The following is a 19012-nucleotide window of genomic DNA, read 5'->3' on the forward strand; positions in this document are numbered from 1 at the left end:
GCGGTGCGCGCGGGGGCGCGGTGGGAGGGCGAGCGCTTATTATAGGCGTCCCGCCGGGGCCGCCCCGGGTCACACAGTGTTCCAGCCGCCTTGGCGATCGCGCATTTCCCCCTGAAGCTCGTTGGACGCCGCATGCTGGCTCCCAGCGTGGGCCACTACAGCTTCGTCCGCGACGACGGCCAGCCGCTGGACTTCATCCCCGGCCAGTTCATCCAGGTCCATTTCACCTACGCCGACGGCACGGCGACCAAGCGCAGCTATTCGCTGGCGACGATCCACGACCATGCGATGGGACCGGGCGAAGCGGTGGAGATCGCGGTCAGTTACGTCCCGGGTGGCGCGGCGACCGCGCTGTTCGAAGGCCTGCCCGAAGGCGGCCACGTGGAAGCCAGTGGTCCGTTCGGCCGCTTCTGCCTGATGCCCGGCGACCGCAACGCGCGCTACCTGCTGATCGCCACTGGCACCGGCGTGACGCCCTACCGCTCGATGCTGCCGCAGCTGGAAGCATTGATGGCCGAGCGTGGCGTCGAGGTCGTGTTGCTGCAGGGCGCACGCACGCCGACGGAATTGCTCTACGGCGAGGACTTCCGCGCCTTCGCCGACGCGCACCCCGGCTTCCGCTATGTGCCGTGCCTGTCGCGGGAGTTGCCTGCCGATCCCCATCCTGACGTGCGCCAGGGCTACGTGCAGCAGCACCTGGGCGAGTTCGTCCCGGACGCCGCGCGCGACATCGCGTACCTGTGCGGCAACCCCGACATGGTGGATGCCTGCTTCGAGGCGCTGAAGGGACATGGCCTGCCGATCCCGCAGATCAGGCGGGAGAAGTACGTGTCCAGCAAATAGGCCCGGATCCATCTTCGTACAGTTCGTTGGTCACATCCGTCCCGCCGCATCGTCATGGCATGCTGGGACCCGCCTCCAACGGAACTGATACATGGCACTTCTTCATCGATCACTTGCAATCGCGCTGGGCGCGGGGCTGCTGGCCGGCTGCAACGGCAGCGCCACCGGCCCCGACCAGCAGGCCGTGCGCCACTACGGCGACATCGCCTTCGAGCCCTGCACGCTCACCGCGCCCTACCTGACGACCACGGTGGAAGCGCAGTGCGCCACGTACGACGTCGCGGAAGATCCCGCCAAGCCGGACGGTCGCAAGGTGGCGTTGAACATCGCGTGGCTGCCGGCGACCAACGAGGGCTCCGCGACGGAAGACCCGGTGTTCTTCCTCGCCGGCGGCCCCGGCCAGTCCGCGGTGCAGGTGTGGCCTGCCATCGACGCCGCTTTCCGTGACGTGCGCAAGTCGCGGCACATCGTGCTGGTCGACCAGCGCGGCACCGGCAAGTCGAATCCGCTGTCCTGCAAGGACGGGGAAGGCCGCAATGCCTACAGCGATGCAGAGGACCTGAGCGAAACGGCGGCGATCGCGTTCGCTCGCGATTGCGCCGCTTCGCTGAAAGCGGATCCGCGCTTCTACACCACCACCGATGCCGTGCGTGATCTGGACAGCGTACGCAAGGCACTGGGTGCGGCGAAGATCAACCTGGTCGGCGGCTCCTACGGCACGCGTGTTGCCCAGCAGTACGCGATGCGCCACCCGGACAGCACACGCGCCGTGGTGATCGATGGCGTGGTGCCGAATGAACTGGTGCTGGGCAGCGAGCACGCCCGCAACCTCGATGCGGCACTGACCCTGCAGTTCCAGCGTTGCCAGGCGACGCCGAGCTGCAAGCAGCGCTTCGGCGACGACCTGCGCGGCCAGCTGCGCACGCTGATGACGCGTCTGGCGACCACGCCCGTCAGCACCGAGTATCGCGATCCATCGACAGGTGAACTCGTCACCGGCGAGGCCACCGCCGGTGCCGTCGCCGGCATCACCCGCATGTACTCGTACTATCCGCAGGGCGCCGCCCTGCTGCCGCTGGTCTTGAACGAAGCGCAGCAGGGCCGCTACGGCTCGCTGATGTCGCTGTCCAAGCTGTTGGAGACGCAGGTCGGCGACCAGTTCATGCACGGCATGCAGCTGTCGGTGATCTGCGCCGAAGACGCCGACCTGCTGAAGGCAGACCCCGGCGATGCCGACACGGTGCTGGGCAGCCTGCTGGGCGATACGCTGAAGGCGCAGTGCGGTGCGTGGCCGACGGGCAAGCGGCCTGCGGATTTCCACACGGCGTGGACGTCCGACATTCCCACGCTGATCAGCTCGGGCGAGCTGGATCCGGTGACGCCGCCACGTTACGGCGACCAGGTGCTGCGCACGCTGTCCAACGGCCGACACCTCACGCTGAAGGGCCAGGGTCACGGCACGTTCGCCGTCGGCTGCATGCCCAAGCTGCTGGGACGTTTCCTGGAAACGGCGAACGCCAAGGATCTCGACGCCACGTGCCTCGACAGCCTGGACTACGTGCCGCCCTTCACCAGCTTCAACGGCTGGGAGCCGTGAGCCGCGCCTTGCGCGCCCGCCACTTTCAATGGACATGACCGAATGATCATCGCCAACGACCTGCACAAGTCCTTCAAGACCAAGACCGGAACGGTCACCGCCGTGGATGGCGTCAGCTTCACCGCCCACGACGGCCAGATCACCGGCCTGCTCGGCCCCAACGGCGCCGGCAAGACCACCACCATGCGCATGCTGTACACCTTGATGACGCCCGACCGCGGCGAGATCAAGGTCGATGGCATCGACACCACCCAGGATCCCGTCGCCGTGCGTCGCGCGCTGGGCGTGCTGCCCGACGCGCGCGGCGTGTACAAGCGCCTGACCGCGCGCGAGAACATCGCCTACTTCGGCGAGCTGCACGGACTGTCGTCGAAGCAGATCGCCGAACGGACGAAGGCGTTGTCCGAGGCACTGGACATGGGCGACATCCTGGACCGCCAGACCGAGGGCTTCAGCCAGGGCCAGCGCACCAAGACCGCGATCGCCCGCGCGCTGGTCCACGACCCGCGCAACGTGATCCTCGACGAGCCCACCAATGGCCTGGACGTGATGACCACCCGCGCGATGCGCGGCTTCCTGCGCCAGCTGCGCGAGGAAGGCCGCTGCGTGATCTTCTCCAGCCACATCATGCAGGAGGTCGCTGCGCTGTGTGACCGCATCGTCATCATCGCGAAGGGGACCGTCGTGGCCGCCGGCACTGCCGATGAGCTTCGCGAGCAGGCGGGCGAGGACAACCTGGAGGATGCCTTCGTCAAGGTCATCGGTTCGGAGGAGGGCCTGCTGGCATGAACATGTTCCGTACCGTCTTTACCGTGATGCGCAAGGAACTGCGCGACCTGTCGCGCGATCGGCGCACGCTGGCGCTGGCGCTGTTCCTCGGACCGCTGCTGTATCCCGCCCTGATGCTCGGCATGGGCTATCTGACCGAAAACCGCATCCGCACCCAGGTCGACAAGACGCTGGAGATTCCGATGGTGGGCGCCGAGCACGCGCCGAACCTGGTGAAGTTCCTTGCCACCAACGGCATCACCACGGCGAAGGCGCCGGCCAATCTCGACGCGGCGATCCGTTCGCAGGAGATCGATGTGGCGTTGCGCATCAGCCCCGACTACGCCGACGACTGGCGCAACGGCCGTCCGGCGCTGGTCGAGATCATCCGCGACAGCACGCGCCGCGATGCCGACATTCCCACCCAGCGCGTCAACGCCGCGCTGTCGGCATACAGCCAGCAGGTTGGGGCGTTGCGCCTGCTCGCGCGCGGTGTGGATGCGTCGGTCGCACGGCCCGTGAACGTGGGCATGCAGGACCTGGCCACGCCCGAGGCCAAGCAGGGCATGCTGTTGTCGGTGCTGCTGCCCTACCTGCTGATCCTGACGTCCTTCATCGGCGGCGCCTACCTGATCCTCGATGCGACGGCAGGTGAGCGCGAGCGGCAATCGCTGGAGCCGTTGCTGGCCACGCCGGCGCCTCGCAGTGCAGTGGTCAGCGGCAAGATCGCGGCCGCATGCGTGATCGGCCTGGCCACGCTGCTGCTGACGCTGCTGGCGTTCAAGTTCAGCGCGCAGTTCGCGGGCACGCTGGGTCGTCAGTTGAACGTGTCGTTCCTGTCGATGGCCAAGATGCTGCTGATCCTGCTGCCGATGCTGTTCATCGGCACGTCGCTGCTGACCTACTTGGCCGCCTCCGCCAAGAGCATGAAGGAAGCCCAGAGCCACATGACCTGGCTGATGCTGCTGCCGATGATCCCGACGTTCGCGCTGATGGCCAATCCGCTGAAGAGCCAGCCGTGGCAGTTCGCCGTGCCGTTCCTGGCGCAGAACCAGTTGCTGCTGAAGGTGATCCGCAACGAGTACATCGGGCCGCAGACGTGGGGCATCTACATCGCTGCCGCGTTCGGTGTAGCGGCGTTGCTGTGGTTCGCGGCGGTGCGGCGCTATCACCAGGAGAAGCTGGCTATCGCCGGCTGACCGTCGCACCTCCCTGGAACGGAAACGGCCACCTCGCGGTGGCCGTTTTTTCTTCAGAAGCGGTATTCGTATCCGAGCGTCAGCGTGTGTGCGGTGACGTCTGCGTTGAACAGGTCGCCCGTGTTGTAGTCGTAGTTGAGGCTCAGGCCGTTGTGGTGATCGAAGTCGTAGCCCGCGCCCACGCCGACGTACGGCTTGGTCGAGCGCTCGCGCAGACGGTAGCCGCCCGCGCTCAGCTTGGTGTTGACGCTCTGCGCACCCGCGCGGCCGGCGATGAAGAAGCCGGTGTTGTCGGCGCCGAAGTTCTTCTTGCCCACCACGCCCAGACCAGCGACGTCCATGTCATGGGACACGCCATCGACCGAGCGGTCACCGAGGATGGAATAGAAGCCTTCCATCGCGACGTTGGGGGTGAAGTAGTGGCCGATGCGCAGGCCGTAGACGGTGTCGGTATCGTCGGCGCTGAATCCGTCGACCTCGATCTTCAGGTCGCTGTGGCCTATTTCGAAGCGTCCATACCATTGGCCGGCCTCGGTGGCGGCGGCGGTGGACGAGAGCGTGAGGCACGCCAGCGCAACGGCGCCGGCAAGGGTGAATCGCTTCATGGAATCCTTCCGTGTTGTTGTGATGTACGCCCGTCGTGCGGGCGGCGGCACAGTAAGCGTCGTCCGTGTTGTCGTCCAGTGTTGTCGCTCTAGTGTTAGGCGAGACCTTTCGCGCAAAAAAACGCCGGCTGCATGCCGGCGTTTCGCATCACGTTCCTGTGGGGGCGATCAGCCCGGGCTGAAGCCTATGGTGCGACGGGTGGTGACCGGCGCATCCACCGGTTCGAAGCGCCAGCGACGCACGGCGTTCAACGCTTCGCGATCGAACACGCGCGCCGGTGTCGCACGCACGACGCGGGCATTGGTGACCGAGCCATCCGTACCGACCGTGATCTCGACGAGCACCTCGCCCTGGGTCCCCGAGCGCAGGGCTTCCGGCGGGTAGCGCGGGGCGGGCGTACTCACTGCGCGGAGGGCCTGCGACGGCGCCGCGGCAGGAGCGGCGGCGCGGGCCGCAGCCGCCTGGCGTTCGGCCGCCTCACGCTGGGCGGCGGCCTGGCGTTCGGTTTCCTGGCGGGCAGCTTCGGCGCGGGCGGCTTCCTGCTGCTGGACGAGCTGCTGGGCGGCGGCGGCTTCGTTGGCGCGCTGCTGGTCCGCCACCTGCGTCAGTCGCTGCTGTTCCCTCAGGCGCGCATCTTCGGCCGCCTTGGTCTTGGCGGCTTCGTCGGTGACCGCACGTTGGGCGACCGCCTGCTGCGCGGCGGCGATGCTCTGCTGCAGGCGCGGCAAGGCGGGCGCCTTCGGATCGGCCTTCTCGATGATCGCCGACAGGCGCTGGGCCTCGGTGAACTCCTCGCGCGCGATGCTCTGCTCGGCGGCGATCAAGGTATAGGGCATCAGGTCGGTCAGCGCACTGGTGACGCCCGGATCGTTCGGCAGTTTGTCACGCAGGGCCAGGTAGTACTCCATGGCGTTGTCGCCGCCCGGCGCATAGATGCGGTTCTCGCGTAGCGCCTTGGTGGCGGCGTCGCGCAGGCTGTCGGCATCCATTGCCTGGACTTCGGCGGACACGGCCGGCGGCGGCGGTGCAGCCGGCGTGGTCGCGGGTGCGGTCGCCGGCGCGGCGGCCTCGTCCTGCTTGGAGCACGCCGCCATCGCAACGATCAGCAGCAGCGGCGCGGCGTAGCGCAGGCGCCCGGTGGTCTGGATCAAGGACATCGTTTCAACTCCCCCAAGTACGTTTCTAATGTTGTCGACACGCCGTCGACCCGCGCGCAAGCGCGGTGGCGGGTGTCGCGAATCAGCACGGGCCCGCCACCTGCCAGGCCCCGTCCGGGCTGGAATGGCGCGATGCCTTCCGGGTACCCCTACCCGGACGCCAGAGTACGTCGGCGCCTCTGGGCCCACACTTGATCTCTGTCACACTTTTGGCGGACTGCGCCGCAGCACTGTCATTTGCCGATGCAGAACGTGGAGAAGATGTGCCCCAGCATGTCGTCCGCGCTGAGGCGACCCGTGATCTCGCCCAGCGCATCGTGGGCCAGGCGGAGTTCCTCCGCTGCCAGTTCCAGCTGTTCGTGCCGCAGCTGGTCGCCGGCCATGGACGCATGGGCGCCGGCGCGGTGCAGCGCCTCCACGTGACGGGCACGCGCCGAGAACTCGCCATCGCCGCCCTCGCTGGCCGATCCACCCGCCAGCGCACGCAGGCGCCGGTGCAGCCGATCAAGGCCGAAGCCCTGCGCGGCGGAGACGTACACACGATCATCGTCCTCCGCAGGTACGTGGGTCAGCAGATCGACCTTGTTGTGGATCCACAGGACAGTACTCACGCCATCGATGCTGTCCGCGACCGCCGCACGGCCGGCCTCCGGATCACGCGCGTCGACGACCGCCAGTGCAACGTCGGCGCGGGCGAGCTCGGCGCGCGCGCGCCGCATGCCCTCGCGCTCGATGGCGTCGCCACCGTCGCGCAGGCCGGCGGTATCCACCAGGTGCAGTTCCAGTCCGTCCAGGCGGATCGTCTCCCGCAACGTATCGCGGGTGGTGCCGGCGACGTCGGTGACGATGGCGCGATCGCTGCCGGCTAGCGCATTGAGCAGCGAGCTCTTGCCGGCGTTCGGCGGACCGACGATCACCGCGTGCACGCCGTCACGCAGCTTGCGTCCGCGTTCGGCGTCAACGATCAGCGTGTCCAGGCGTTGCCGCGCGTCGGCCAGGCGAAGGCGCACCTGTTCACCACCCAGCGTGTCGATCGATTCGTCGGCGAAGTCGATCGCGGCCTCGACGTGCACCCGCAGGGCGAGCAACGACTGGCCGATGCCGTCGACGCGCTCGGAGAACACGCCATCGAGGGATCGCCGCGCGGCGCGGGCAGCGCGCGCATCGGCGGCGGCGATCAGGTCGGCGATTGCTTCAGCCTGGGCGAGATCGAGCTTGCGGTTGAGGAAGGCGCGTTCGGAGAATTCGCCGGGACGCGCCATCCGTGCGCCGAGTGCGCAGGCGCGCGCGACGAGCTGCTGCAGTACGACGGGACTGCCATGCGCCTGCAGTTCGACGACGTCCTCGCCGGTGAAGCTCGCGGGGCCGGGAAACGACAGCGCGATGCCATCGTCGATCGTGCCGCCCTCGGTATCGCGGAAGCGCACGTGGTGCGCATGGCGTGGTGTCAGCGGGCGGGCGCAGATCGCGTTCGTGATCGCCGCTGCGGCCGGACCCGACAGGCGCACGATGCCGACGCCACCCGCGCCGGGAGCGGTGGCGATGGCAACGATGGTGTCCTGGGCTGGCGGCATGGCTGCGGGTTCGCGGAAGAGTTTTCAGGGTAGCGGAAACACGAAGCCCGCCGGAGGGCGGGCTTCGTGGCGTTGCGGCGGGTGCGGATTACTTCGCGATCGCGGTCTTCGGCGGCGTCGCCGATTCGCCGTGGCGCTTGGTCATCCACCACTGCTGCAGCAGGCCCAACGCGCCGTTGGTGACCCAGTACAGCACCAGGCCCGACGGGAAGAAGGCCATCATCACGCCGAACACCAGCGGCATGAACTGCATCATCTTCTGCTGCATCGGGTCCATGCCCGGCGCCGGCGTCAGCTTCTGCGTCAGCCACATCACCAGCATGTTGAGCACCGGCAGGATGAAGTAAGGATCGCGCGCAGTCAGGTCCTGGATCCACGCGAACCACGGTGCCTGGCGCAGTTCGACCGATTCCACCAGCACCCAGTACAGCGCCAGGAAGACCGGCATCTGCACGAGGATCGGCAGGCAGCCGCCCATCGGGTTGATCTTCTCCTTCTTGTACAGCTCCATCATGGCGACCTGGAACTTCTGCTTGTCGTCGCCGTAGCGCTCCTTCAGCTGCTGGATGCGCGGCTGGAACTTGCGCATCTTCGCGAAGCTCTTGTACTGCGCCGCCGACAGCGGATACAGCGCCAGCTTCACCAGGATCACCAGTCCGATGATCGCCCAGCCCCAGTTGCCGATGAAGCCGTGCAACATGTTGAGAACGAAGAACAGGCCCTGGCCCAGCAGCGCGAGGACCGAGAACTGGCTGTAGTCGACAACGCGGTCGATACCCGGCGCGTTGATCGCGTGGATCTTGTCGACCAGCTTCGGACCGACCCACAGGCGGGCGGTGGTGGTGGCCTGTTGACCGGGACCGACATTGACGCCCGGGCCCATTTCGCGGATCAGCGCACGTGTGCCGTTGTCCGGATTGTCGAGCGAGATGGTGGTTGTGTCTTCGGCCTGCGGAATCCACGCACTGAAGAAGTGGTGTTGCGGGATGGCGATCCAGCCGCCCTTGACCTGCTGGTTGACGCGACCGTCCTCCAGGTAGTCCTCGTTGAACTTGCGGCGCTGGTAACTGCCATCCCACCAGGTGGCGCCATTGAAGCTGAAGGACTCCGGATTGGTCATGCCGCTCTTGACCAGCGGCGGCGTGCGCAGCAGCTGGCGATAGACCGTGCCCTGCCAGGTGCCGGCACCGGCATTGACCACCTGGTCGCGGACTTCGATTTCGTAGCTGGCGCGCTTGAAGGTGTAGGTGCGACGGACGGTGACGCCATCCGGGCCCTGCCAGACGAAGGGCACGATGAGGCTGTCCGCACCCTTCGCGAGTTCAACCTCGCCTGCCCCGTTCTCCGGCACGAACGCATGGTGGTCCGGCGCCTTCGAGCCTGCGCTGACCCAGCCGCTTTCGGCGGTGTAGAAATGCTGCGGATCTTCGCTGAAGAGCCGAACCGGGCCGCTGCCCGGCGTCTTGCTCTGCGGATAGTGCAGCAGGTCGGCTTCCAACACGCTGCCGCCGTCCAGCACCAGGCGCAGGACGTCAGTGTTCACGGTCACGCGTGGACCCGCGACGCCCTTGGATGCGGTGGCAGGCATCGGTGCCACGGTGGGCGCGCTGGGCACGCTGCCGGAGGTTGGGGTGCTGGGCGCCACCGCGGTCGGGACCGTGCTGCCCGGGGTCGTGGTGGTCTGCGCCGCTACCGCTGGCGCCGCAGGTGCTGCCTTGTCCCGGCTCCATTCGAACCACAACAGGGTCGCCACCATCAGCCAGGCGAAGATCAGGAATACACGGGTCTGGTTCATCAGGCAGGCAATCTCAACCGGCGTCGGAAACCGGTTTGGTCGAAGAAGAAGGAGTGGGTAGCGGCGCGGGGGAATTCAAGCCCGGCGGCATTGTGCCGCCCGGTGCCGATACGGGCAATGCGCCGGCGCGCGCCAACACGCGTTCGAAGGTCGCGCGCAACTGGGCGGGATCGGCTTTCGCCGCGGGCGCACGGGCGACAACGACATAGTCGCCACCCCGCAGCGTGGCGCGGAGGCGACGGAAGTGTTCGCGCAACTGACGCTTGATGCGATTGCGGCCGACGGCCCGCGTATCGACCTTGCGGGACACCGCCAGCCCAAGACGTGCAGAACCCTCGCCGGGGAGCCAGTGCAGGCTCATCAGCGGATCGGAGGTGCGGCGGGCCTGTTCGAACACGCGCGCATACTCGGCGCTTGCGCGTACCCGCGCGCTGCGCGGGAATGCCGTGCTCATCTCAGCAAGAAGCCCGCTCGTGAACGGGCGGGCTCCTTTTGATGCAGGGAACGCATGGAAGCATGGCCGCGATGCGGCCAAGCCATCAGGCGGTCAGGCGCTTGCGGCCCTTGGCACGGCGACGGGCCAGGATCTTGCGGCCGTCGGCGGTGGCCATACGGGCGCGGAAGCCGTGATCGCGCTTGCGCTTGAGGTTGCTGGGTTGGTAAGTGCGCTTGGTGGCCATGGGGCCCTCGGGCGTGTTCGGGTGGAAAGAACCGGAAATTCTATAGGAACCACCGGGTTAGGGTCAACTCCCTGCGTGCTTTCGAAACACATGCCGCGCAGACCGCATGTCAGGCGATGCCGTTCGTCCTGTCATCCACATCTTATGCACAGGATCGTTGGCGGGTCCCGGCACCGGTGGTAGTCTGGCCGACCCCAGTGATTCCGCCCCGCGCTGCCCCCGGCAATGCGGGATGGCCTGTTCTCCCCCACACGCGAGTTGTTCCACCTGATGGATGCCTGGCCACGTTGCCTCGAACGCCTGGAAGCCGAATTGCCGGCCGAGGATGTACATACCTGGCTGAAGCCCTTGCAGGCCGAGCAGCGCAGCAACGCGATGGTGCTGTACGCACCCAATGCGTTCATCGTCGAACAGGTTCGCGAACGTTACCTCGGCCGCATCCGCGAGCTGCTGGATTACTTCGCCGGCCATGACGATGTGTCGCTGGAGATCGGTTCGCGCAGCAAGCCGGTGGACAGTGCGGCGCCGGTTTCATCGCCCACGGCCGCCAGTGCGGTCGCGCCGGTCGAACCGTTTGCCGGCAACATGGATACGCACTACACCTTCGACAACTTCGTCGAGGGCCGCAGCAACCAGTTGGGTCGCGCCGCCGCCTGGCAGGCCGCCCAGAAGCCGGGCGACCGGTCGCACAACCCGCTGTTGCTGTACGGCGGCACCGGCCTGGGCAAGACCCATCTGATGTTCGCCGCCGGTAACGAGATGCGCCGGCAGAATCCGAATGCGCGCGTGCTGTACCTGCGCAGCGAGCAGTTCTTCAGTGCCATGACCAAGGCGCTGATCGAAAAGTCGATGGACCAGTTCAAGCGCCGCTTCCAGCAGGTCGACGCGCTACTGATCGACGACATCCAGTTCTTCGCGGGCAAGGACCGCACGCAGGAGGAGTTCTTCCACACCTTCAACGCGCTGTTCGATGGCCGCCAGCAGATCATCCTGACCTGTGATCGGTATCCGCGTGAAGTGGAAGGCCTGGAGCCACGACTGAAGTCCCGCCTGGCCTGGGGTCTGAGCGTGGCGATCGATCCGCCGGACTTCGAGACGCGTGCAGCAATCGTGCTCGCCAAGGCGCACGAGCGGGGCGCGCAGATCCCCGATGACGTGGCGTTCCTGCTGGCCAAGAAGATGCGCAGCAACGTGCGCGACCTGGAGGGTGCGCTCAACACGCTGGCGGCCCGAGCCAACTTCACCGGCCGCGCCATCACCACCGAGTTCGCGCAGGAAACCTTGCGCGACCTGCTGCGCGCGCAGCAGCAGGCCATCAGCATCCCCAATATCCAGAAGACCGTGGCAGACTACTACGGTCTGCAAGTCAAGGACCTGCTGTCCAAGCGGCGCACGCGTTCACTCGCGCGCCCGCGGCAGGTGGCGATGGCCTTGGCCAAGGAACTGACCGAACACAGCCTGCCTGAAATCGGCGATGCGTTCGCCGGTCGCGACCATACGACCGTGCTGCACGCCTGTCGCCAGATCCGCACTCTGATGGAGACGGACGGCAAGCTGCGCGAGGACTGGGACAAGCTGATCCGGAAACTCAGCGAGTAAGCGTGGGCCCCACATCGGGCTGCGCTATCCGCGAGTCTTCGATCGGTGCGTTATCTGTCCAGGCAATACATGTGGCTGTGCGGTACACGGGGTTTTCGCGGACCCGGCTTTAGTGAGAGCAGGTACCGGACCGGTAAGGCTCGCGCTGATCGCGGCGCCGTTTCACGTCGCCAGCAGGATCGTGCTACCCAACCTGGAGCGCACTGTAGGCAAGTGGTTCGGAGACGGCAACGCATAACTTCGTGGGCAACCGGGCGCACGATCTGTGGATAAGATGTGCGCGCTTTCAGAGGCAAAAGTTGTCCACAGGTTCCGACACAGCTGCAACCGACCCTGTCCACCGGGTTGGGGGAAGAAAAAACAAAGCGAATTCATGGGGTTAGGTAGGTTTTCCCGGATTTTCAGGCCTACCATCACCACCAGCTTTTAAGCTTTTAGTCTTAAAAATCCAAAGCTAAGGGGCTCCAACACTCATGCGTTTCAGTCTGCAGCGCGAAGCTTTCCTCAAGCCGTTGGCCCAGGTGGTCAACGTGGTAGAACGCCGGCAGACGCTGCCGGTCCTGGCGAATTTCCTGGTGCAGGTGCAGAACGGCCAGTTGTCGCTGACGGGCACGGACCTGGAAGTCGAGATGATTTCCCGCAGTGCTGTCGATGACGCACAGGACGGCGAGACCACGATCCCGGCGCGCAAGTTGTTCGACATCATTCGTGCCCTGCCCGACGGCAGCAAAGTCACCGTCAGTCAGACGGGCGACAAGGTCACAGTGCAGGCCGGACGCAGCCGGTTCACGCTGGCGACGCTACCTGCCAACGATTTCCCGTCGGTCGACGAAGTGGAAGCTACCGAGCGCATCGAGGTGCCGGAAGCGACGCTTAAGGAGCTTATCGAGCGCACCTCGTTCGCAATGGCCCAGCAGGACGTTCGCTATTACCTCAATGGCCTGCTGTTCGACCTCAGCGAGCGCACCCTGCGCTGCGTTGCGACCGATGGTCATCGCCTTGCCATGTGCGAGTCGCAGCTGGAAGGCGCGCCTGTCGGCAAGCGCCAGATCATCGTGCCGCGCAAGGGCGTGACCGAGCTGCAGCGCCTGCTGGAAGGTGGCGACCGTGCGCTGGAACTGGAAGTCGGCCGCAGCCATATCCGGGTGAAGCGCGACGACGTCACCTTTACCTCCAAGCTGATCGACGGGCGCTTCCCGGATTACGCCGCGGTGATTCCGATCGGTGCTGACCGTGAAGTGCTGCTCGACCGCGAAGTCCTGCGCGCCGCCCTCCAGCGCGCCGCAATCCTCTCGAACGAGAAGTACCGCGGCGTCCGTGTCGAGGTTTCGCCTGGCCAGCTGAAGATCAGCGCCCACAATCCCGAACAGGAAGAGGCCCAGGAAGAAATCGAGGCGGACACCAAGGTCGACGGCCTGGCGATCGGCTTCAACGTGAACTACCTGCTGGATGCGCTCTCGGCGCTACGCGATGAGCACATCGTCCTGCAGCTGCGCGATGCCAACTCCTCTGCCCTGGTTCGCGAAGCCAGCAGCGAGAAGTCGCGGCACGTCGTGATGCCGCTGCGTCTCTGACATGTCTGTTCCACGTGGAACACAATGCATCGCCCGGCTCAGGCCGGGCGATTTCGTTTGGGTTCCGCAGGATTCATGTGGGCCCGGCCCGGATACCTCACACGCTAGAATTTGATCCATGACGCTGGTGGTCTCCTGCCCTTTTTCTGCTCCGGTCCCTGACAGCCTGCGTCCATGGTCTTGCGCGAGGCGTCTCCGATGCAGGTAACCCGACTGGAAGCCAGCGGGCTGCGGCGATTTCCGCAAGTCTCCCTGACACCGGAAGCCGGTCTCAACCTGATCACCGGTGATAACGGCGCAGGCAAGACCAGCCTGCTTGAGGCCCTGCATCTGATGGCGTATGGCCGGAGCTTCCGTGGCCGGGTGCGGGACGGGCTGGTGCGGACAGGCTCGGAGGCGGTCGAGGTTTTCGTCGAATGGCGTGAATCGAGCCAGGGCCGTCATCGACGGGCAGGCTTGCGACACACTGGGCAGGCATGGACCGGCAGGCTGGACGGCGAGAACGTCGCTCAGCTGGGAGATCTCTGCGCCGCCCTGGCTGTCGTCAGCTTTGAACCCGGCAGCCACGCGCTGGTCACTGGCGGGGGCGAACCGCGCCGCCGATTCATGGATTGGGGCTTGTTCCACGTGGAACAGGGCCGTGAAGGGGGGTTTCTCCCCTTGTGGCGCCGATACGCGCGTGCATTGAAGCAGCGGAACAGCCTGCTCAAGGCAGGCATCGGCGGTACGCAGCTGGATGCGTGGGACCACGAACTTGCGGACGTCGGCGAACCGCTGACCGGCCACCGTCAACGCTATCTGGACGCTCTCCAAGACGATCTGGCGGACGTGGTTCGTGAACTTGCCCCGTCGCTCGGCGCTGCAACGCTCCAGTTCCTGCCGGGATGGCGCCGCCATGAGCTTTCACTGTCGGATGCGTTGCTGCTGTCCCGCGAACGGGACCGTGCCGCCGGTTACACAACGGTGGGGCCGCACAGGGCCGACTGGCGTATCGAGTACTCCACCCTGCCCCAACGCGAAACTCTGTCACGTGGCCAGGCCAAGCTGACCGCCCTTTCATGCCTGCTGGCGCAGGCGCAGGACTTTGCCCGTCGTCGCGGCGAGTGGCCGGTCATGGCGCTGGATGATCTGGCGTCCGAACTCGACCGGCACCATCAGCGCCGAATCCTGGAACGCCTGCTCGCCAGCGGTGCACAGGTCTTCATCACGGGGACCGAGCGTCCGATGGGGCTGACCGACACTGGCATCCGTCCAACCCTGTTCCACGTGGAACAAGGGGCCGTCCAGCCTGTCCCGGGTGCCTGAACCCGGGGCTAAGTGCCCACCGGTGCTATAATTCCGCATTGATCCTTTGGCCTGCGCATTGCGCCTACCGACCCGGTGGCGCGGCGTCCGCCATGCAGCCGACCCGAAGCGAATGACCGACGAAACGACCTCTTCTGCACCGAACGGCAATACGTACGACGCGAACAGCATCACCGCCCTGGAAGGTCTGGAAGCGGTCCGCAAGCGCCCCGGCATGTACATCGGCGACGTGCACGACGGCACGGGCCTGCACCACATGGTGTTCGAAGTCGTCGACAACTCGATCGACGAGGCCCTGGCGGGTCATGCCGACCACGTGGCGGTGACGATCCATGCGGATGGCTCGGTCTCGGTCTCCGACAACGGTCGCGGTATCCCGGTCGGCAAGCATGCGCAGATGAGCGCCAAGCTGGGTCGCGAGGTCTCTGCGGCCGAAGTGGTCATGACCGTCCTCCACGCAGGCGGCAAGTTCGACGACAACAGCTACAAGGTGTCCGGCGGCCTGCACGGCGTGGGCGTGAGCGTGGTCAACGCACTCTCCGAGAAGCTGCAGTTGGATATCTTCCAGGGCGGTTCCCACTACCGTCAGGAATACAGCAACGGCGCCGCCCTCGGCCCGCTGAACCAGGTTGAAAGCAGCACGAAGCGCGGTACCACGTTGCGGTTCTGGCCGTCGGTAACGGCCTTCCACGGCAACGTCGAGTTCCACTACGACATCCTGGCCCGTCGCCTGCGCGAACTGTCGTTCCTCAACTCCGGCGTCAAGATCGTGCTGGTCGACGAACGCGGCGAAGGCCGTCACGACGACTTCCACTACGAGGGTGGCATCCGCAGCTTCGTGGAGCATCTGGCGCACCTCAAGACACCGCTGCATCCGAACGTGATCGCGGTCAGTGGCGAACAGAACGGCATCACGGTGGAAGTCGCCCTGCAGTGGACCGACGCCTACCAGGAAACGATGTTCTGCTTCACCAACAACATTCCGCAGAAGGATGGCGGTACCCACCTGATCGGCTTCCGTGCGGCGCTGACGCGCACGCTGACGAACTACATCGAACAGAACGGCATCGCCAAGCAGGCCAAGGTCAACCTGTCCGGCGACGACATGCGCGAAGGGATGATCGCCGTGCTGTCGGTGAAGGTGCCGGACCCGAGCTTCTCCTCGCAAACCAAGGAAAAGCTGGTCAGTTCTGACGTCAGGCCGGTCGTTGAGAGCACGTTCGGTGCACGTTTGGAGGAGTTCCTGCAGGAACACCCCCACGAGGCGCGCGCAATCGCGGGCAAGATCGTCGATGCCGCCCGTGCGCGCGAGGCGGCCCGCAAGGCGCGCGACCTGACCCGTCGCAAGGGCGCGCTGGATATCGCCGGCCTGCCCGGCAAGCTGGCCGACTGCCAAGAGAAGGATCCGGCGCTGTCGGAACTCTTCATCGTCGAGGGTGACTCCGCAGGCGGTTCCGCCAAGCAGGGCCGCAACCGCAAGAACCAGGCGGTGCTGCCGCTGCGCGGCAAGATCCTCAACGTGGAACGTGCGCGCTTCGACCGCATGCTGGCCAGCGCCGAAGTCGGCACGCTGATCACCGCGCTCGGCACCGGCATCGGCAAGGACGAGTACAACCCGGACAAGCTGCGCTACCACCGCATCATCATCATGACCGACGCCGACGTCGACGGCTCGCACATCCGCACGCTGCTGCTGACGTTCTTCTACCGGCAGATGCCCGAACTCATCGAGCGCGGCCACGTCTACATCGGCCTGCCGCCGCTGTACAAGCTCAAGCAGGGCAAGCAGGAGTTGTACCTGAAGGATGACGCGGCACTCAATGTCTATCTCGCGAACAACGCGGTGGAAGGCGCGTCGCTGATTCCTGCCGATGGCGAACCACCGATCTCCGGCGAGGCGCTGGAGAAGTTGCTGCTGGTGTTCACCACCGCCCGTGACGTGATCGCGCGCAATGCGCACCGTTACGACCCGGTGCTGCTGGAATCGCTGATCGACTTCACGCCGCTCGATGCGGAACACCTGCAGCAGAACATCGACGAGCGCCACGAACTCGATGCGCTGGAAGCCAAGCTCAACCGTGGCAGCCTGGGCAGTGCGCGCTACGCGCTGACGCTGCAGCCCGCCACCGAACAGCGCCCGGCTGCGCTGCTGGCCACGCGCCGGCACATGGGCGAGGAGCTGGTGCAGGTGTTGTCGCTGTCGGCCTTCGAGAGTGGCGAACTGCGCCCGCTGCGCGAAGCGGCCGCACTCCTGCACGGTCTGGTGCGCGATGGCGCGCAGGTCATCCGCGGCAACAAGGCGCAGCCTGTCGCCACGTTCGCGGATGCGCAGGCATGGTTGCTGGAGGAGGCCAAGAAGGGCCGCAGCATCCAGCGCTTCAAGGGCCTGGGCGAAATGAATCCGGAACAGTTGTGGGACACCACGGTCAATCCCGACACGCGCCGCCTGCTGCAGGTGCGCATCGAGGATGCGGTCGCCGCCGACCAGATCTTCAGCACGCTGATGGGCGATGTCGTCGAGCCGCGCCGCGAATTCATCGAAGACAACGCGCTGAAGGTGTCCAACCTCGACATCTGACGCAGCGCGAATGAGCGAGGTGCGCTCCCTGCCGCCCGACGCCGTCGGGGCGAAGCCGGCCCCCCTGCCCTTGCGCAGCGTGCTGTCGGCGTTCGCTGTCGACGTGGCGCTCGCGATCACGCTGTCGTTTTCGACGCTGATGCTGGGCCTTGTCGGATGGGCCGCGTGGCAAGGCATCCGGATTGCGCAACAGCAAGGGGGAGCGCCGGATGCGCAGGCCTTGCAGGCGCAGCTCGGTACGCCGCCCGTCCTCTTCCTGATCGTCACTACGCTGGTCAGTACGGGCGGTACGGCGCTTGTGCTGTACTTCTGGCGCCGCCGCGCGACTGCCGCGGAGCGGAGCGACTCCCTTGACCGCCTGCGTCTTCCCGCGACCTGGAGTTGGGCGCTGGTGGCGGGCCTGGCGACGTTTCTTTTCAGCACAGTGATGAGCGCTGGTGGGCGCGCGCTGGGGTTGGATCTCGAACCCAGCAACCTGGACCTGATCCGGGAAGGATTCGCCCGGTTCCCGGTGTTCCTGGCGCTGTTCGCCGTGGTGCTGGCGCCTTTGTACGAGGAACTGCTGTTCCGCCGCGTCCTGTTCGGACGACTCTGGCAGGGCGGCTGGCCGGTCCTCGGGCTGATCCTCAGCAGCCTGGTCTTCGCGCTGGTCCATGAGCTGCCCGGCCTCAACGGCAAGCCGGCGGACAGCACGGTGTTCCTGATCCTGGTCTACGCCGGCATGGGCGCCATCTTTGCCTGGGTGTACCGCCGGACCGGCACCCTGTGGGCACCCATCGCCGCCCACATCCTGAACAATGCGATAGCGCTGGCTGTCCTGCAGGTTTACGGCGGTGCGCCGGTCTAATGTGATTGACGAAAGTTTAAGACGCGCTTGCCCAGACTCTGGTGTCACGCAATGTCGCAGGGGGCGAGCATGAAACTCCGGATCCTCGGAACCGCCATGGTGCTGGGCCTGACGGCCTGCGCCACCACCACCTCGCCCACCGGCCGCACGCAGATGGTCGGCGGTGTGTCGCAGGCGCAGCTCGACCAGTTGGGCGCACAGGCCTTCGCCGAGACCAAGGCGAAGGAAACCCTCAACCGGGACGCGAAACAGAACGCCTACGTCACCTGCGTGGTCAATGCGCTGGTACGGCAATTGCCGCCGGAACAACGCAGCGTCGCCTGGGAAACCGCGGTCTTCACCGACAACGAGCCCAACGCGTTCGCCCTGCCCGGAGGCAAGGTGGGCGTGAACACCGGCATTTTCACCGTCGCCAAGAATCAGGACCAGCTGGCAGCTGTGCTGGGCCACGAGATCGGCCATGTGATCGCGCGCCACCACGAAGAACGCATCACCCGGCAGATGGGTGCCCAGGCCGGCCTGGGCGTACTGGGCGCGCTGGCCGGTGCCCGTTACGGCGACGGCGCCGCCAGTACCGTCAACCAGTTGGGCGGCATGACAGCGCAGGCGGCCTTCCTGCTGCCTGGTTCGCGCACGCAGGAAAGCGAAGCCGATGTCGTTGGCCAGCGGCTGATGGCACAGGCCGGCTTCGATCCGCGCCAGGCCGTCGGACTCTGGCAGAACATGATGGCCGCCAGCGGCGGGCGCTCGCCGCAGTGGTTGTCGACGCACCCCGATCCAGCGAACCGCATCCGGGAACTGGAGCGCGACGCACCCTCCCTCGTACCCACCTACGAGGCAGCCAGGAAGGCTGGAAACGCACCGAAATGCGGCTGACACACGCCACGGTA

The 19012-nt window shown here is 66.2% G+C and carries 16 protein-coding genes; 10 read left to right on the forward strand and 6 right to left on the reverse strand.

Annotated features, from left to right (window positions below):
• Nucleotides 1-90: 90 nt before the first annotated feature.
• The 4 genes from IB230_RS16900 to IB230_RS16915 all read left to right on the forward strand — a co-directional run bounded on the left by IB230_RS16900 (nucleotide 91) and on the right by IB230_RS16915 (nucleotide 4407).
• Nucleotides 91-843 carry a ferredoxin--NADP reductase gene (locus tag IB230_RS16900; RefSeq protein ID WP_192274038.1) on the forward strand — a complete coding sequence of 251 codons (753 nt, stop codon included), beginning with the start codon at nucleotides 91-93 and terminating at the stop codon, nucleotides 841-843.
• A 91-nt stretch (nucleotides 844-934) separates the two neighbouring features.
• Nucleotides 935-2440 (forward strand): alpha/beta fold hydrolase, encoded by a 1506-nt coding sequence (locus IB230_RS16905; RefSeq protein ID WP_192274039.1) that lies wholly within the window; start codon nucleotides 935-937, stop codon nucleotides 2438-2440.
• Nucleotides 2441-2482: 42 nt separating this feature from the next.
• Nucleotides 2483-3229 carry an ATP-binding cassette domain-containing protein gene (locus IB230_RS16910; protein WP_192274040.1) on the forward strand — a complete coding sequence of 249 codons (747 nt, stop codon included), beginning with the start codon at nucleotides 2483-2485 and terminating at the stop codon, nucleotides 3227-3229.
• On the forward strand, nucleotides 3226-4407 hold the full coding sequence (locus IB230_RS16915) for an ABC transporter permease (RefSeq protein WP_192274041.1): 1182 nt from the start codon (nucleotides 3226-3228) through the stop codon (nucleotides 4405-4407). The genes IB230_RS16910 and IB230_RS16915 overlap by 4 nt, the downstream gene beginning before the upstream one ends.
• A gap of 53 nt (nucleotides 4408-4460) precedes the next feature.
• Here the strand turns inward: IB230_RS16915 and IB230_RS16920 are convergent, their stop codons facing one another.
• The 6 genes from IB230_RS16920 to rpmH form a co-directional block, all read right to left on the reverse strand.
• Nucleotides 4461-5012 (reverse strand): porin family protein, encoded by a 552-nt coding sequence (locus IB230_RS16920; RefSeq protein WP_192274042.1) that lies wholly within the window; start codon nucleotides 5010-5012, stop codon nucleotides 4461-4463.
• A gap of 168 nt (nucleotides 5013-5180) precedes the next feature.
• Nucleotides 5181-6170 carry an energy transducer TonB gene (locus IB230_RS16925; protein WP_192274043.1) on the reverse strand — a complete coding sequence of 330 codons (990 nt, stop codon included), beginning with the start codon at nucleotides 6168-6170 and terminating at the stop codon, nucleotides 5181-5183.
• 233 nt (nucleotides 6171-6403) lie between these two features.
• Complete coding sequence (gene mnmE, locus IB230_RS16930; RefSeq protein ID WP_192274044.1) at nucleotides 6404-7744, reverse strand: tRNA uridine-5-carboxymethylaminomethyl(34) synthesis GTPase MnmE; 1341 nt, start codon at nucleotides 7742-7744, stop codon at nucleotides 6404-6406.
• An 88-nt stretch (nucleotides 7745-7832) separates the two neighbouring features.
• A complete protein-coding gene (yidC, locus tag IB230_RS16935) occupies nucleotides 7833-9539 on the reverse strand; it encodes a membrane protein insertase YidC (protein ID WP_192274045.1) in 1707 nt (568 codons plus the stop codon).
• A gap of 13 nt (nucleotides 9540-9552) precedes the next feature.
• Nucleotides 9553-9993 (reverse strand): ribonuclease P protein component, encoded by a 441-nt coding sequence (gene rnpA, locus IB230_RS16940; protein WP_192274046.1) that lies wholly within the window; start codon nucleotides 9991-9993, stop codon nucleotides 9553-9555.
• An 85-nt stretch (nucleotides 9994-10078) separates the two neighbouring features.
• Nucleotides 10079-10219 carry a 50S ribosomal protein L34 gene (rpmH, locus tag IB230_RS16945; protein ID WP_027083663.1) on the reverse strand — a complete coding sequence of 47 codons (141 nt, stop codon included), beginning with the start codon at nucleotides 10217-10219 and terminating at the stop codon, nucleotides 10079-10081.
• Between the two features lie 270 nt (nucleotides 10220-10489).
• On the opposite strand from rpmH, the gene dnaA reads away from it, so the two are divergent.
• The 6 genes from dnaA to IB230_RS16975 all read left to right on the forward strand — a co-directional run bounded on the left by dnaA (nucleotide 10490) and on the right by IB230_RS16975 (nucleotide 18998).
• Nucleotides 10490-11818, forward strand: a complete 1329-nt coding sequence (gene dnaA, locus IB230_RS16950; RefSeq protein WP_192274047.1) for a chromosomal replication initiator protein DnaA — start codon at nucleotides 10490-10492, stop codon at nucleotides 11816-11818.
• 473 nt (nucleotides 11819-12291) lie between these two features.
• On the forward strand, nucleotides 12292-13392 hold the full coding sequence (gene dnaN / locus IB230_RS16955) for a DNA polymerase III subunit beta (RefSeq protein ID WP_192274048.1): 1101 nt from the start codon (nucleotides 12292-12294) through the stop codon (nucleotides 13390-13392).
• 198 nt (nucleotides 13393-13590) lie between these two features.
• The gene (recF, locus tag IB230_RS16960) at nucleotides 13591-14697 is read left to right on the forward strand and encodes a DNA replication/repair protein RecF (protein ID WP_192274049.1); all 1107 of its coding nucleotides are present in this window, start codon (nucleotides 13591-13593) and stop codon (nucleotides 14695-14697) included.
• Between the two features lie 112 nt (nucleotides 14698-14809).
• The gene (gene gyrB, locus IB230_RS16965; RefSeq protein WP_192274050.1) at nucleotides 14810-17275 is read left to right on the forward strand and encodes a DNA topoisomerase (ATP-hydrolyzing) subunit B; all 2466 of its coding nucleotides are present in this window, start codon (nucleotides 14810-14812) and stop codon (nucleotides 17273-17275) included.
• A gap of 10 nt (nucleotides 17276-17285) precedes the next feature.
• The gene (locus IB230_RS16970; protein ID WP_192274051.1) at nucleotides 17286-18122 is read left to right on the forward strand and encodes a CPBP family intramembrane glutamic endopeptidase; all 837 of its coding nucleotides are present in this window, start codon (nucleotides 17286-17288) and stop codon (nucleotides 18120-18122) included.
• Nucleotides 18123-18191: 69 nt separating this feature from the next.
• Nucleotides 18192-18998, forward strand: a complete 807-nt coding sequence (locus IB230_RS16975) for a M48 family metallopeptidase (protein ID WP_192274052.1) — start codon at nucleotides 18192-18194, stop codon at nucleotides 18996-18998.
• The last annotated feature ends 14 nt before the right edge of the window (nucleotides 18999-19012 follow it).

This window comes from Pseudoxanthomonas sp. PXM01, assembly GCF_014851815.1.
In the GTDB taxonomy this organism is placed as follows: Bacteria; Pseudomonadota; Gammaproteobacteria; order Xanthomonadales; family Xanthomonadaceae; genus Pseudoxanthomonas_A.